Consider the following 14917-nt stretch of genomic DNA (forward strand, 5'->3'; position numbering starts at 1 on the left):
ATATAACAAGTGTGGTGCAATAATCGAAAATGATAAATTGATTGCTTTAACTAAAATATCTATTAGTTAAACTGCGTATTAAGGAGAATAATAATGAATTTAGACAAAAAAAGATGGATTATTTTACTGGCAGGATGTTTTATTAATCTATGCCTAGGTTCTATTTATGCATGGAGTATCTTTTCTTCAGCTATGGCTGACTACTTCAACAATTCACTTGGTATGAATGTTACAGCCCTTGATTTAGGTATTGTATATACTATAGCAAACTCAGTTGGACCTATCACAATGATTTCTGGCGGTTGGTTCAATGACAAGATTGGACCAAAGAAAGTTATTCTTGTAGGTGGTATCATGTGGGGACTTGGTATGTTCCTTTCAGGTTTTGCTACAAGCATTAATTTCTTAGTAGTGACATACGGTCTCATTGGTGGTCTTGGACTGGGTATGGCATACGGTAGCACTATTTCAACATGTGTTAAGTTCTTCCCAGATAAGCGTGGACTTATTGGTGGTATTACAACGGCTGTTTATGGATTGGGCTCAGTTATTCTTCCTCCAATCGTAACAAAGGTTGTAGCAAGCACAGATGCAACATTTGCATTTAAGGCAGTAGGTATTGCATTCCTTATTCTCATTGCTGTATCTTGCCTATTCCTTGAGCAGTGTCCTGAAGGCTACAAGCCAGAAGGATGGGAGCCAGCAGTTGCGAAGGCAGGGGTTGCGCCAAAGAATTTAGACTGGAAGGGCATGATTAAGACTCCAGTATTCTATACAATGCTCCTTCTTCTTACATGCGGTGCATTCACAGGTATGATGGTTATTCCAATGGCTTCACCTATCGCTCAGAATATGGTTGGTATGACACCAGCAGCTGCCGCAGCAGCAGTATCTGTATTAGCACTTTTCAATGCTTTCGGTCGTATAGTTGCAGGTACTCTTTCTGACAAGATTGGTCGTATCAATACACTTACACTTGCCTGTGTTTTAGGTGGTGCTGGACTTCTTTGCCTTTACTTTACAGGTGCAGGTTCTGTTGCTCAGTTCTACGTAGGCCTTTCTGTAGTAGGTGTTAGCTTTGGTTCATTTATGGGTGTTTATCCTGGATTTACAGCTGATCAGTTTGGACCAAAGAACAATTCGGTAAATTACGGAATCATGTTTATTGGTTTTGCATTAGCAGGTTACTTCGGACCAATGATTATGAAAAACACTGTAGCAAAATATGGTGTTTACCAGAGAGCATTCCTCATTGCATGTGTATTCTCAGTAGTGGGAGTAATTTTCACTATTATTTACAGAGCACTTAATAAGAAAAGCAACTAATTATATTTATTTAAGCGGGTAGGCAATTGCTTGCCCGCTTTATTTAAACCTTTAAGTTTGTGAATAATTTGTGAAAACCATACAAAAGGAGTTTATAAGAATTTGCTAAAACGTAAAAAATGGAATTTGCATCTTTACAAGTGTAAAGTTTATGGTAAAGTATTCTCATAAACAAACAAGTTCGGATTGTTACTGCAAGGCAGGCAAGACTGAATCGTCCATTACACATAGTCTAGGACTATGATATTATGTAAGGGGATGATTTGGTCATTTTTTATTTTAAGGGAAATTTTTAAAGAGAATCACTAGAATGAAGATTAAAAAGATTTTAAATAATAATGCAGCCTTGGCCTTAGATGACAAGGGGAACGAGATAGTTTATACAGGATGCGGCCTATGTTTTCAGAAGAAAATAGGTGATGAGATAGATGAAGGTAAAATAGAAAAGACTTTTGTCATGGAAAAGCCCAACGAACAGTTCAAGCAGCTTGTTTCGGAGATGCCTTATGAACAGATTCAGGTGGCAGATGAAATCATCAAATACGCCGGTGACATGCTTAATAAACGTCTTTGCAATAATATTTATATCACTCTTACTGACCATTTAGGATATGCAATAGAACGAGCAAAGACGGGTACTGTTTTAAGAAACAAGCTCCTTTGGGAAATTAAGAATTTCTACAAGACAGAGTACAGCATTGGATGCCATGCTCTTGATATGATAAAGGAAAAGCTTGGTGTTACGCTTCCTGATGATGAGGCAGGGTTCTTTGCCCTTCATATCGTAAATGCGGAGCTTGATGGCAACATGCATCACACTCTTGAGACATCAGAGGTGATTAGCGACATAGTTAGTATTGTAAAATACACATTCAATACTACACTTGATGAGAATACATTATCATACGAGCGATTTATCACTCATTTGAAATACTTCTTACAGCGTGCTGAGAAGAGAGAGTATTATCCAGCTGATAATGTAGACATGTTTAACATGATGATTAAAAAGTTTCCTGAGGCTTACAAATGTGCAATACGCATTAAAAGCTATATGGAATCCAAATTTCCAGAAGAAATTACCGACGAGGAAATGCTTTATTTGGTAGTGCATATTTCTCGAATTACAGATAGAAAATAATTAATGGATAGTTACGGCGTGAGAGCCGGCTAAACCTGTACGAATATATAGAGTAGTTCTATGTCTTTGTGCAGGTTTTTTTATTTGAATTTTACAGATCAGTGCGCAGGATCTGGAAAAGATAAAAATTGTTATTTAAAAGAGAGGGTTAAAAAATGGCAAGCAAATATGATGGACTAGCTCGCATTATCATTCAAAATGTAGGCGGAAAAGACAACATCACAAGCATTACTCATTGTATTACAAGACTTAGATTTAAACTTAAGGACGAGAGCAAGGCTAATACAGAAATCCTTAAGGATACAGACGGAATCGTTACAGTAATTCAGTCTGGCGGACAGTATATGGTAGTTATTGGAAATCACGTACCTCAGGTATTTGATGCAGTAATAAGCGTAGGTCATCTTGAGAATAAATCAGCTCTTGCAGCTGGTGAATCAGATGATGGACCAAAGGAAAAGCAAAATCCTTTTAATGCTTTCATTAGCATTGTAACAAGTGTGTTTACACCTTTCCTTGGCGTTCTTTCTGCATGTGGTATCTTAAAGGGTGTTCTTGCACTTCTTTCTGCAGTAGGTGTTTTAGCAGGAGACAGCAGTACTTATAATTTGCTCTACGCATTAGGCGATGCAGCTTTCTATTTCCTTCCACCAATCCTTGGTGTTACAGCTGCTAAGAAGTTTAAGCTTCCAGAGCTTGAGGGCTTAGTACTTGGTCTTGCACTTGTATATCCATACCTTACAGATGGTGCACATGAAATATCTCATTTATTCGGCATTCCTGTAACAATGCCACCATCAGGTAACTATACATCATCAGTTATTCCAATCATTGCAGCAGTTGCTTTTGCTGGATGGTTTGAGAACAAAGTAGTAAAGAAAATTGTTCCAGATACAATCAAGCTTTTTGCAGTTCCATTTTTAACAGTTACTATTACATACTGCTTAACACTTTTCATCATTGGACCAGTTGCAAGTGGTATAGCTAATGTACTTGGACTTTTCTTCAATACACTTAATGAAATCAGCCCAATTATCATGGGAGCAATCGTAGGATTCTTCTGGCAGATACTTGTTATTTTTGGACTTCATTGGTCACTTGTACCAATCTCACTTTCAAACATGGCTACTACAGGTCAGGATGTTATCCTTGTAGCTATGCTTGGTACAACATTTGCACAGACAGGTGCTTGTATCGGTATTTACCTTAAGACTAGAGATAAGAAGCTTAAGGGACTTGCTCCAGCTGCAATCGTTTCAGGTATGGCTGGTGTTACAGAGCCTGCTATTTATGGTCTTACACTTCCAAAGAAGGCTCCATTCTTTAGAACATGCGTTATCTCAGGTATCGCAGGCGCAGCTCTTTGCACATTAGGCGTAAAGGCTTATCAGTCAGCAGGTATGGGTATTTTCTCATATCCAGCATATGTAAATGCACAGACTAAAGATACATCAGGTATGATTATCGCAATTGTAATTTCACTTCTTTGCTTAGTAGCTGGATGTATTTTAGAGCTTTTATTCTACAAGAATGAATCAAAGGATTCTTCTAAGTCGCTTGAGGCTTCAGCTACAACAAACGGTGAAGTTCTTGTAGCTCCAGTTAAGGGAGAGGTAAAGCCTTTAACAGAAATTGCTGACAAGGTATTTTCATCAGAGGCAATGGGCAAAGGTGTAGCTATTGTTCCAGAAGAGGGCAAAGTATATGCTCCAGCTGATGGTACTATCTCAGCATTCTTTAATACAGGTCATGCTATTGGACTTACAACAGCAAACGGTGCTCAGGTTATCATCCATGTAGGCATGGATACAGTTCAGCTTGAGGGCAAAGGCTTTGAGCCAAAGGTAAAACAGGGTGATGTAGTTAAAAAGGGTGATTTGCTTCTTGAGTTTGATATTGACTTTATTAAAGAAGCAGGCTACTCAGTAGAGACACCTGTTGTTATTACAAATTCAGATGCATACGCAGATATCATTCCAACTGATGCAAAAACAGTTGTTAATGGAAATGATTTGATTACATTGTTATAAATAATCATTTATAATATGCATATAAAGAAATAAGTTAGAAAGAGAGGCACATAATGGGAACATTTAGAGAAGATTTCTTATGGGGAGGCGCTGTAGCCGCTAATCAATTTGAAGGGGCATGGAATGTGGATGGTAAAGGCGCATCTGTTTCAGATATGTGTACAAATGGCAGTCACACAGTTCCAAAGAGACTTACAACAAAAATAGAGGAGGGAACTCTTTATCCTTCACATGAGGCTATTGATTTCTATCATCACTATGAGGAAGATATCGCCCTTTTTGCAGAGATGGGATTCAAGGTATTTAGAACATCAATCAACTGGACAAGAATTTTCCCTACAGGAATGGAAAAAGAGCCAAATGAGGCAGGTCTTGCCTTCTATGACAAGGTGTTTGATTGCTGTAAGAAACATGGAATTGAGCCACTTGTTACAATTTCTCATTATGAGCTTCCTTATGCACTTGTTGAAAAATACAATGGTTGGGAAGGCAGAGAGCTAATTGAGTATTTCATGAATTATTGCAAGGCAATATTTGCAAGATATGAGGGCAAGGTAAAGTACTGGCTTACATTTAATGAAATCAATGCAGGTACAATGCCACTGGGAGCTGTGCTTTCAACTGGTACAGTAAAGGGATACTCAGGTCCTGTTAATGAAGTTCCAGACAAACCACAGGAGAGATTCCAGGCTCTTCATCATCAGTTTTTAGCATCTGCACTTGCTGTAAAATATGCTCATGACAATTATCCAGAGTACAAATTAGGAAATATGATTTGTTTTGTTACTTCATATCCAGCTACATGCAATCCAGCTGATATTATTGCAAATCAGGAGCATATGAGAGAGGTTAACTGGTATTGTTCAGATGTCCAGGTACGTGGAGAGTATCCAGCATATGCTAAGAGCATTTGGGATAAGCATGGCATCACTATTAAGATGGAGCTAGGAGATGACAAGATTCTCAAGGAAGGTGCGGTAGACTTCTATACATTCAGCTACTACATGTCAAATATAATCAGTAGTGATCCTAAAGCTGATAAGGGAGACGGCAATCTTATTGCCGGAGGAAGAAATCCATACCTTGAGGCTTCAGATTGGGGATGGCAGATTGACCCACAGGGCCTTAGATATACTCTCAATGAAATCTATGACAGATACAGAATTCCTCTTATGGTTGTTGAAAATGGACTTGGCGCTAGAGACGAAATCGAAGCTGATGGTTCAATAAATGATGACTATAGAATCGACTATTTGAGAAAGCACATCTCAGAGATGAGAGAGGCTGTTAAGGATGGCGTTGACTTGCTTGGTTACACTCCATGGGGATGCATCGATTTAGTTAGTGCATCAACAGGCGAGATGGCTAAGCGCTATGGTTTCATCTATGTTGAGAAATACGATGATGGAACAGGTACACTTGCTCGTAGAAAGAAAAAGTCATTTGACTGGTACAAGCAGGTTATTGCCAGCAATGGAGAAGATTTATAATAATTTTGTAATAAATCCCCTAAAGCTAATTGGCTTTAGGGGGTTTTTGCTAAATAGGAAATTCACATTGCTGAGTTTTCATGGGAAAATTCTGAAAAGTAAATATATTTCAAAAATATTACATTTATTGTAATAAACACTTCACAATTAAAAAGAGATGTGTTATCATTTTACATGTACTGATCAGTTACACTAGATTTTGAGACAAAACGAAAGGAATTTGCTAATGCACTATAGAAGTAAGATTTTTGCTTCACTCTTTCTCACTGCAGTATTAGCTTTAGGCTGTGCCCCTAGCAACCAAAAAGTGAAGGCTGCGACCAATAAAATAGTCGTAGGAGCTGATGCGCCTACAATTTCAGATGCTATTGATATGGCTGTTTCTGGCGATACTATCGTCGTTCCTGCAGGAAATTATATCGAGCAGCTATATATTGAAACAGATGGGATTTCAATCGTCGGTGAAGATGGAGCTATCTTAGATGGCTCAACAATAACCCCTAACTCACGCGACAATTCGATGATATGCGTTAATGCCTCAGATGTTTCAATTGCTAATCTGGAAATCAAAGAATTTAAGCTTGATGGACCATCCACATCAATTGTGCCAATCGGAATTGAGGTTGATGGGGGTTCAAGCAACATAACCATTTCTCATTGCAAAATTCACGATATGGGTTGCATTTATAAGAACGATTCAGATGCCTATAATGCACATGGGATTCTTGTTTCGGCTCCTGTAGATGAACCTATAGATGGGATTACTATTGATGGATGCGAGTTATACAACTTGAGTCTTGGAAATAGTGAATCTCTTGCTTTAAACGGTAATGTTTCTAATTTTATAGTTTCGAATAATTACATTCATAATTGCGATAACATTGGAATTGATGCTATTGGCTATGAAAAAGCTGAAGAATATGATGAGGCTGATAGAGCGCGAAATGGTGAGATAGTATCCAATATAGTTGAGTACATATCATCAGATCCAGAGGTCAATGTTACCTATGATGACAAATGTGCCGGAGGTATTTATGTTGACGGTGCAAGAGACATTGAAATATACGGAAATAGTGTATCGTTTTGTGATATTGGAATAGAGGTGGCTAGTGAGCATGTTGGTACATTCGTAACAGGTATCAATGTGCATGATAACGAGTTGAAAAATAATAATGCGTTTGCTGGAATAAGTTTCGGCGGTTATGATGTATCAAACACGGGGAGTGCGACAAGTTGCGTATTCAAAAATAATAATATATTAAACACCGCAGGGACTTGTTTCAAAGTACAATATGCATGCAATTCCTCAAATATTATTTCGGACAACGTATTCGATGCCCAAGGTACAGCCGTTAAGTATCAAGAAATGTACGGCGAGTACAGTGCAGGAAATACAGTTGTGGGAAATAATTAATAAACCTCCCTTATTTTATAACATACAAAAAGTGCTGCCTAGGCAGCACTTTTCTAGTTTTTATATTCTATCCTAACTTCATGTCACCAGGTTTTACCCAGCCTAACTTGTTTGCAAATCTATTGAAGAGAGGGCAAAGTATTGCTGGAGCAACAAAACAGATAATGACAAGTCCAGCCCAATCCATTCCAGTGATAGCTGATTTAGAACCAGCAGCTATATCATTAACCCAACCGGTATACACGCCGATTTGTCCTACAAGTCCACAAGTGCCCATTCCAGAGGCAACAGGAGTTCCATTCATTTCCATCTTAAATACACATGTAGCAAGAGGGCCTGTAATAGCAGAGCATAGAATAGGCGCAATCCATATTCTAGGGTTTTTAATAATATTTCCCATTTGAAGCATTGATGTGCCGATACCCTGAGAAATAAGACCTCCCCATTTATTCTCCTTAAAACTCATTACAGCAAAACCTACCATCTGTGCACAACATCCGGCAACAGCTGCTCCGCCAGCAAGACCTGTAAGAGAAAGAGCGGCACAAATTGCGGCTGATGATATTGGAAGTGTGAGAGCGATTCCTACAATAACGGAAACTAGTATTCCCATGATAAAAGGCTGCTTTGTTGTAGCCCACATAACAAGGTCACCTACGTAATTGGCAGCTTTTCCAAGAGCTGGCGCCCACCATGCAGAAAGGGCAATACCAATACCGATTGTAACAAGTGGTGTTACAAGAATATCTATTTTAGTCTCCTTTGAAACAGCTTTACCAGCTTCTGCTGAGATGATTGCAACAAATAAAACAGCCAGAGGACCGCCTGCTCCGCCTAGGGCATTAGAGGCAAAACCTACTGTTATTAATGAAAATAGCACAAGTGGAGGAGCCTGAAGTGCATAGCCGATAGCAATGGCCATTGCTGGTCCACTCATAGCCATAGCAAGACCGCCTACAGTATAATCGGTACCTGCTATGGTGGCAACTGGCTCTATTAGAAATCCAATACCTAGCTGTCCGCCTATAGTATTAATGATTGTTCCTATTAAAAGGGAACAAAAAAGACCTTGGGCCATAGCTCCTAAAGCATCGATTAAGTAACGCTTTACGGAGATTTCAATATTTTTTCTTTTTAAAAATGATTTCATTATTTTTCTCCTATATTTTTGTATAACAATTTTGATTTTATATTATTCGACAGTTAGGCGCAAATATATTTAAAATGTCTGAAAATAGAGGGAGGAAATGGCTTCAAAAAATACAGGTGACAGAAATCTTGCGAGGTGTTATAATAAATGCAAATATTGTGTCAATAATATTTTCTATAACAGGACGATTGGAGAGAGGGGTATGACAATTAAATCTGGCATCAACGCAGCCCAGTATCAGGAGAGTCTCAAGCAAATGAAGACTACAGAGGCTAAGCAGGCAAAAGAAAGTAGGAAACTTACTACAAGTAAGCAAGTAAAGGCAGAGATTAAGGAAAAAACTACATCCGACAGTTTAAAAAAACCTATAAAAGAATCTGGTAGATTAAATACTAACAGCAATAGCATTAAAGAAATAGATGCGCTATCAGCTATGTCAGAGCTGGAAAACTTTGACATATAAAAAACATTAAAAGCTCTCGAACAATAAAAATTCGAGAGCTTTTTTTTGCACAGCTTTTTTTTTCACGAAAATTACATATATGACGTTTAAAATAAACCTACTAGTGGTTTCTAAAAGACTTTTAGAAGGAGATTGATTATGGATGACAAAAAAGTAAAAAGAGGAAGAATTACAATTCATTCTATTTATGTAAAGATTTTGCTACTTATTGTTGTAAGCATAATAGCCTTCATTGTTCTTAATCTTGCATATATTATCCCTAGTGCAAAGAAGACAATAAAGACTGTTAATGAGCATAACATGCAGGATTTAGCTACTCTTTGCGCAGAGTTGGTTGAGCAGGAGATAAATGCTAATGGCGTTGATGGTGTTACCTACGAGGTCCTTAAGCCGGTACTTGAAGGTAGAGGTCTTAATGGCTTTGAGTCTAGTTATATTTATGTCATTAATGAAGAAGGAACTTTCATTTATCATAGGAAACCGGATAAATTAGATACTAAAGTTGCAAATGCAGCTATTAATGAATTGATAACTCAGATACCTACAGGGAATTATGTCAGCGCGGATATCAGTCATTATACAGATGAAAATGGTGTAGTTAAATATAGTGCATACCAGGTAATTGATTCCACAGGTTGGGTAACAGTCTGCGTTGCTGATGATACAGAAATGATGGCTGAAATTAACCAGATTAGAAATCTTGGCTTGCTGTTTTCTTGCATAGTGGGAGTAGTTATTTTCATTATTGGTATTGTATCTGCTCGTGGAATTACTAATCCTATTGCTATTATTACAGAAATAATAGGAAGAGTAGGCAAGCTTGATTTTACTTCTACAGATGCGCTGGAGCAGATTGAACACAAAAAAGATGAGACTGGTATTATGGCTCGTGCCGTTGGAGACATGGAGGTCAGCCTTAGAAATATAGTTGAGAGAATAGCAAACACTTCTGTGGATTTAGAGGGACATGCCCTTAGACTTAAGGATATCACCATGGAAATTGATTCTGCCAATGCAGACAACTCAGCTACATCACAAGAACTTGCTGCTAGCATGGAAGAAACTTCTGCTACAACCGATGTAATTAACGAAAGAACAGCTAGAATTAAGGAAAATGCAGATTCAATTGCCGAGGAAGCTAAGACAGGTGTTGAGGATGCAGACAAGATAAAGGCGAAAGCAAAGGAAGTTTATATCGATACTATTGCAGCCAAAGAAAAGACAGAAAAGATTTACGAAGAGATCAATACAGAAGGTCAGGAAGCTCTTGAAAAGTCAAAGGCTGTTACAAAGGTTAATGACCTTGCAATTGCCATCCAGGATATTGCTAGCCAGACTAATCTGCTTGCCCTTAATGCATCAATTGAGGCAGCCCGTGCTGGAGAAGCAGGAAAGGGCTTTGCTGTAGTTGCTACAGAAATCGGTGGACTTGCTACTCAGTCAAGCAATACAGTAGCCGGTATTATGGAAATAGTTGCAGAGGTTCAGTCATCTGTTAATTCAATGAACGCGTGTCTTACAAGGACACTTAGCTACATTGAAAATGATATAGCGCAGGACTACACTAACTTCCTTAAGATGGCGGATGATTATAAGCTTGATGCAGAAAATTTCTCAGATATTATGTCTAATATTTCTGATAAGATTGATGAGCTTCAGGAATCCACAACAGAGATTTCTCAGTCTGTAGAGGAAATCTCGCGAACTGTTGGTGAGGCAGCAGCCGCTGTTACAACAGTAGCTGAGAAGGCAACTGATGTTGCAAACTTATCAGATGGTGTAGTAAAGGTAGTAGGAGAGACAGAGGTAAACTCTGATGAACTGAGAGATATCAAGGATTCTTTCACAATTTAAAAAAATTAAAAACACTGTTGACAAATGCAATTAGATTGTGTACAATTCAATCATAAGATTGATTGTGCACAATCTTTTGCTTGTTCAGAGTGGAGGTTATCAAATGGAAAGATATGATATCGCTGTTATTGGTACAGGCCCAGCAGGATTAGAGGCAGCCATTACAGCCAAAGTTAGAAATAAATCCGTACTCCTGCTTGGAAGCAAGGGTTCATCAGACAAGGTGGCTAAGGCCCATACAATTCAAAATTATTTGGGATTGCCTGAGGTATCAGGAGATAAGATGGCACAGGCATTTTTAGATCATGCCAAGGGAATGGGCATTACTATTACAGAGGACAAAGTAAACGCAGTATATTCCATGGGACAGTATTTTGCTATTCAATGTCACGGCGGCGATTACGAGGCGAGCTCAGTTATTATCGCAGCTGGTATGACTGCTATGAAGCCATTTCCAGGTGAAATGGAAAACTTAGGAAGAGGTGTCAGCTATTGCGCAACTTGCGATGCTGCTTTATATAAAGGACGTACAGCAATCATTCTTGCTTATGGCAAGGAGGACGAGGAAGAGGCAGAGTTCTTAGCAGAGCGGGCTGAGAATGTTACATATATTCCTCAGTACGAGTACGATGGCAAGCTTGGTGGTAATATCATAGTTAAAAAAGATATTAAGCCAGTTTCTATAGAGCAGGTAGCTGATGGAATGCAGCTTACAGCAGAGGATGGCACATTTGTAGCCGATGGAATATTTATTCTCAGACAGCAGATTGCACCATCTCAGCTTGTACCAGGACTTGCTATGGATGGCAATCACGTTCAGGTTGATCGTCAGATGGCTACTAATATTCCGGGATTATTTGCAGCCGGAGATATTACAGGTACACCATATCAGTATATTAAGGCAGCTGGAGAGGGAAATGTTGCTGCGCTGTCAGCAGTTTCTTATCTTAACAGCCTTAAAAATAAATAACAAAAAATGATTAATAGACAACAAAATTTGATTAATTTTGAAAGGAGTTATACAATGGTAAAGAAGATTACTACAGCAGAATTTAATTCAATGGATAAGTCAGGTGTTTCAGTTTTAGATTTCAATGCAACATGGTGCGGACCATGCAAGATGCTTGCTCCAGTTCTTGAAGAAGTATCTGAGGAGATGGCTGGACAGGCTAATTTCTACAGCATAGATACAGATGAGAATCCAGACTTGGCTAGAGAGTATGGAATCATGAATATTCCTGCACTTGTTGTATTAAAGGATGGACAGAAGGTAGACATGAATGTAGGTTTCGCTCCTAAGGATGCACTTAAGGAATTTGTGTCTAAAAATATATAATCAGAGGTGACTAAGAATGGGCGACAAATTTGATTGCTTAAGAATTTCAAATCAGCTATGCTTTCCACTTTATGCATGCTCAAAGGAGATAGTTAAAAGATACAAGCCATATCTTGATCCCCTTGATCTTACATACACACAGTACATTACTATGATGGTTGTTTGGGAAGAAAAGGAAATCACTGTCAAGGCTCTTGGTGACAAGCTATTTTTGGACTCAGGAACACTTACACCAGTTCTTAAAAAGCTTGAGCAAAAGGGATATGTTAAGCGTGTTCGTTCAAAAGATGACGAGAGAAATCTGATTATTACTTTGACAAAAGAAGGCGAGGGATTAAAAAAGCAGGCATCTGAGATACCTGCTAAGATGGGTCAGTGTGTTAAGCTTTCTTCAGAAGAGAGTGCACAGCTCTACAATCTCCTCTACAAAGTATTAGGCTGCATGGAGCCAGAGGCTTAGAAATCAAATAAATCGACGTTTTTACGAGCTTGTTCAATGACATCGTCTACAAAAGAGGCGGTGTCATTTTTTATTGTATCCCAATCGATAACTTTTACATTTGAAAAATCAACTCCTGCATTTTCAAATACATCACCCATATTTTCGTCTTTTGAAATGCGTCCCTTTACATATCCTTCTGCAAGGATCTCATTATTTTTCTTAACCTGAATGTCTGAAAGCTCCAGCTTGAATCCTTCTTCTGTATAGTTGAGATATCCATTGCTGTCAATGCTGAAAATATTGCCACCAGAAGTGCTGTAGGTAATATTGTTGATGTATGCATTAGTGTAGTTGTTTGTTCCGTCACGCTTGATAGTGCATGTAAATGATTCATCATCTGGAAGAGGTGCATAGATTTCCATGCTATTGCAATCATTTCCGTATATAGCAATATAAGCGCCCTCTGTTTTATAAGAAAGGTCAAAGATGACTTTTCTTGTGTGACACCATTTGTCTAGGAAAAGAGAGCATTTAATATCGTGGTCAGGTGCGTCCACACCTAAAAGCTCCCAGATAAAATCACCTTCTCCCTGAGGAATAGTGATTGCATATTCTTTGGCTTTGGTGCCGTCACTATCTATGAAAAACTGGTCAGTTTCTTTAATATCAATACTTCTAACAAAATTCCAGATATTCATTTTGTTTTCGTGGAACCATTCACGGGTAATATCGTAGTTGAGATTTGGCGCCTTAGGGAAAAGGTCGTCATTTGTATCGAATCCGTATGATAATCCCCCTAGCATAGGGGCTACTAAATAGACAGTATCATCCTCGGCATAGGCATTTAGCATACCTACATTTAAAACTAGGACATTAAGGTTTGATTCACAGGAAAATTTTTCCTGCTCAGGAGAACGCTGGCCCTCTATAGAGCCACTGATAGAGTAAGGGAAGCCCTTTACTTTTTTGATATAGGCTGAGCCTTTGTAGTTAATATCTGAATTGGTGTAGTTTCGGAATAAATCCTTTAAATCTATTCCGTAGGCCAGATAATCAGAGCTGGTAAGGGTAGACTCAGAGAAATCAATAATAGATAACAAGACCTTTATAGATGGATTAAAATCCATCTGAGTCTTGATAAATAAGAATAATATAAAAATAATTAGTATTAGTATTTGATGCTTTTTTTTCATAACAAGGATATTATAGTAACTCTATTGGCGTGTCGGCAATAGACAATGCGATGGCAGTGTCCATCTCTTGGAGGTGTGTTGCAGCCTCCTTGCTAGATAGAGCAATAGAATTCTCTGCGTATTGAACGCAAGCCTGGTGGTATTTTTCATTTTCACCAGAATCCTTATAAATCATCATATAGAAGCGTGTGGCTTGCAGCTTAAGATAAAAATCGCCAGCCAGTGTGCCATAAGATTCAAGGCTCTGTGCAACAGCTTCCGCTTTGTCATATTCTTTCATGCTGCAGAATGTCTCTATAATGAGCTTGATGTCCTCTAGATAGTCGTTGATGGTTATATTGGCACCTTTAATTGATGAAACTAATTCCTCAATATGGTCATAGACATATTTATCGTCTCCGATTTTGTGGTGGTAGCTGGCATTAAGTACAGTGAGACTCAAATCATGACTGTGTAAATCGTTTTTCTTGGCAATTTCAGAAGCTCGCTTTATATATGTTTCAGCATCGTTAAAGCGATTCATGTGAAGATATGAATATGCAAGGTTGAGGCATGCAGTTAAATAATTGCTAGGAGAATTATCAAACTCCTCCCCATGGTCTTCCAAATCTTGAAGAGCCATTCTGCCATAGTTAATTGCACTGTCATAGTCCTCAAGAATCATATAGCGATTGCATATAGTTGTATAAAATAAATGCTTAGCTCCTTTTATTCCATTTTTATCAAGAAGTGCGAATGCATCCAGACATTTATAGAGCATCTTGGTATCGTAGCCCATGATTCCATAGGCAACAGCAAGTCCTCTTAGTGCCAAAATATATTGAACAGTATCGCCCAGTTCCTCATATATACTCTTGGCCATATTTAGGTTGTTTATACCCATCTCTATATTATTAGAACGAACAAGGCTCATGCCCTTGTCGTAATATTCTTTTGCGATTTGCTGTGTACTAGCCATATCTGCCTCCTATTCATAAGAAAGTTACCAAATCTTCAATGCCCACTAATTCTTAATTGTAATTATAACATTATTCACGAAAATTATTTCAAATAAATTGTGACTATTTTCGTAATTTGTTGT

Annotated in this window: 13 protein-coding genes; 10 read left to right on the plus strand and 3 right to left on the minus strand. The window is 38.3% G+C overall.

Annotation, left to right across the window (positions count from 1 at the left end):
• The first annotated feature begins 93 nt into the window (after positions 1-93).
• The 5 genes from F0Q01_RS02655 to F0Q01_RS02675 all read left to right on the plus strand — a co-directional run bounded on the left by F0Q01_RS02655 (position 94) and on the right by F0Q01_RS02675 (position 7398).
• Positions 94-1326 carry an OFA family MFS transporter gene (locus F0Q01_RS02655; protein WP_090485932.1) on the plus strand — a complete coding sequence of 411 codons (1233 nt, stop codon included), beginning with the start codon at positions 94-96 and terminating at the stop codon, positions 1324-1326.
• 310 nt (positions 1327-1636) lie between these two features.
• Positions 1637-2464: a BglG family transcription antiterminator LicT gene (gene licT, locus F0Q01_RS02660; RefSeq protein ID WP_090150132.1), complete on the plus strand. Its 828-nt coding sequence runs from the start codon at positions 1637-1639 to the stop codon at positions 2462-2464.
• Positions 2465-2619: 155 nt separating this feature from the next.
• Positions 2620-4494 (plus strand): beta-glucoside-specific PTS transporter subunit IIABC, encoded by a 1875-nt coding sequence (locus tag F0Q01_RS02665; RefSeq protein ID WP_090485935.1) that lies wholly within the window; start codon positions 2620-2622, stop codon positions 4492-4494.
• A 53-nt stretch (positions 4495-4547) separates the two neighbouring features.
• The gene (locus F0Q01_RS02670; protein ID WP_090485938.1) at positions 4548-5984 is read left to right on the plus strand and encodes a glycoside hydrolase family 1 protein; all 1437 of its coding nucleotides are present in this window, start codon (positions 4548-4550) and stop codon (positions 5982-5984) included.
• A gap of 226 nt (positions 5985-6210) precedes the next feature.
• Positions 6211-7398, plus strand: a complete 1188-nt coding sequence (locus tag F0Q01_RS02675; protein WP_090485941.1) for a right-handed parallel beta-helix repeat-containing protein — start codon at positions 6211-6213, stop codon at positions 7396-7398.
• Between the two features lie 67 nt (positions 7399-7465).
• Here F0Q01_RS02675 and F0Q01_RS02680 read toward each other — a convergent pair whose 3' ends face one another.
• Positions 7466-8548 (minus strand): PTS transporter subunit IIC, encoded by a 1083-nt coding sequence (locus F0Q01_RS02680; protein ID WP_090485943.1) that lies wholly within the window; start codon positions 8546-8548, stop codon positions 7466-7468.
• Positions 8549-8750: 202 nt separating this feature from the next.
• Here F0Q01_RS02680 and F0Q01_RS02685 point away from each other — a divergent pair, with 202 nt between their 5' ends.
• The 5 genes from F0Q01_RS02685 (at position 8751) to F0Q01_RS02705 (ending at position 12661) form a co-directional block, all read left to right on the plus strand.
• Positions 8751-9011 (plus strand): hypothetical protein, encoded by a 261-nt coding sequence (locus F0Q01_RS02685; RefSeq protein WP_090485946.1) that lies wholly within the window; start codon positions 8751-8753, stop codon positions 9009-9011.
• A gap of 138 nt (positions 9012-9149) precedes the next feature.
• Positions 9150-10865 carry a methyl-accepting chemotaxis protein gene (locus F0Q01_RS02690; protein WP_090485949.1) on the plus strand — a complete coding sequence of 572 codons (1716 nt, stop codon included), beginning with the start codon at positions 9150-9152 and terminating at the stop codon, positions 10863-10865.
• A gap of 103 nt (positions 10866-10968) precedes the next feature.
• Positions 10969-11835 carry an NAD(P)/FAD-dependent oxidoreductase gene (locus F0Q01_RS02695; protein ID WP_090485953.1) on the plus strand — a complete coding sequence of 289 codons (867 nt, stop codon included), beginning with the start codon at positions 10969-10971 and terminating at the stop codon, positions 11833-11835.
• A 6-nt stretch (positions 11836-11841) separates the two neighbouring features.
• Positions 11842-12201 (plus strand): thioredoxin, encoded by a 360-nt coding sequence (gene trxA, locus F0Q01_RS02700; RefSeq protein ID WP_330386039.1) that lies wholly within the window; start codon positions 11842-11844, stop codon positions 12199-12201.
• A 16-nt stretch (positions 12202-12217) separates the two neighbouring features.
• Positions 12218-12661, plus strand: coding sequence for a MarR family winged helix-turn-helix transcriptional regulator (locus F0Q01_RS02705; protein ID WP_090150157.1), 444 nt, complete (start codon positions 12218-12220; stop codon positions 12659-12661).
• Here F0Q01_RS02705 and F0Q01_RS02710 read toward each other — a convergent pair.
• Together F0Q01_RS02710 and F0Q01_RS02715 are read right to left on the minus strand one after the other, a co-directional pair.
• Positions 12658-13836 (minus strand): hypothetical protein, encoded by a 1179-nt coding sequence (locus F0Q01_RS02710; RefSeq protein ID WP_090485956.1) that lies wholly within the window; start codon positions 13834-13836, stop codon positions 12658-12660. The two genes, F0Q01_RS02705 and F0Q01_RS02710, sit on opposite strands and share 4 nt — an antisense overlap.
• A gap of 10 nt (positions 13837-13846) precedes the next feature.
• Complete coding sequence (locus F0Q01_RS02715; RefSeq protein ID WP_090485963.1) at positions 13847-14794, minus strand: hypothetical protein; 948 nt, start codon at positions 14792-14794, stop codon at positions 13847-13849.
• Between the last annotated feature and the right edge of the window lie 123 nt (positions 14795-14917).

The sequence above is a fragment of the Pseudobutyrivibrio xylanivorans genome (genome assembly GCF_010906925.1).
Classification (GTDB): domain Bacteria; phylum Bacillota; class Clostridia; order Lachnospirales; family Lachnospiraceae; genus Pseudobutyrivibrio.

What these genes read in the sequence shown, in the direction of transcription:
- F0Q01_RS02655 (WP_090485932.1), top strand. Translation starts at nt 94, where the DNA reads ATGAATTTAGACAAAAAAAGATGGATTATTTTACTGGCAGGATGTTTT.
- licT (WP_090150132.1), top strand. Translation starts at nt 1,637, where the DNA reads ATGAAGATTAAAAAGATTTTAAATAATAATGCAGCCTTGGCCTTAGAT.
- F0Q01_RS02665 (WP_090485935.1), top strand. Translation starts at nt 2,620, where the DNA reads ATGGCAAGCAAATATGATGGACTAGCTCGCATTATCATTCAAAATGTA.
- F0Q01_RS02670 (WP_090485938.1), top strand. Translation starts at nt 4,548, where the DNA reads ATGGGAACATTTAGAGAAGATTTCTTATGGGGAGGCGCTGTAGCCGCT.
- F0Q01_RS02675 (WP_090485941.1), top strand. Translation starts at nt 6,211, where the DNA reads ATGCACTATAGAAGTAAGATTTTTGCTTCACTCTTTCTCACTGCAGTA.
- F0Q01_RS02680 (WP_090485943.1), bottom strand. Translation starts at nt 8,548, where the DNA reads ATGAAATCATTTTTAAAAAGAAAAAATATTGAAATCTCCGTAAAGCGT.
- F0Q01_RS02685 (WP_090485946.1), top strand. Translation starts at nt 8,751, where the DNA reads ATGACAATTAAATCTGGCATCAACGCAGCCCAGTATCAGGAGAGTCTC.
- F0Q01_RS02690 (WP_090485949.1), top strand. Translation starts at nt 9,150, where the DNA reads ATGGATGACAAAAAAGTAAAAAGAGGAAGAATTACAATTCATTCTATT.
- F0Q01_RS02695 (WP_090485953.1), top strand. Translation starts at nt 10,969, where the DNA reads ATGGAAAGATATGATATCGCTGTTATTGGTACAGGCCCAGCAGGATTA.
- trxA (WP_330386039.1), top strand. Translation starts at nt 11,842, where the DNA reads ATGATTAATAGACAACAAAATTTGATTAATTTTGAAAGGAGTTATACA.
- F0Q01_RS02705 (WP_090150157.1), top strand. Translation starts at nt 12,218, where the DNA reads ATGGGCGACAAATTTGATTGCTTAAGAATTTCAAATCAGCTATGCTTT.
- F0Q01_RS02710 (WP_090485956.1), bottom strand. Translation starts at nt 13,836, where the DNA reads ATGAAAAAAAAGCATCAAATACTAATACTAATTATTTTTATATTATTC.
- F0Q01_RS02715 (WP_090485963.1), bottom strand. Translation starts at nt 14,794, where the DNA reads ATGGCTAGTACACAGCAAATCGCAAAAGAATATTACGACAAGGGCATG.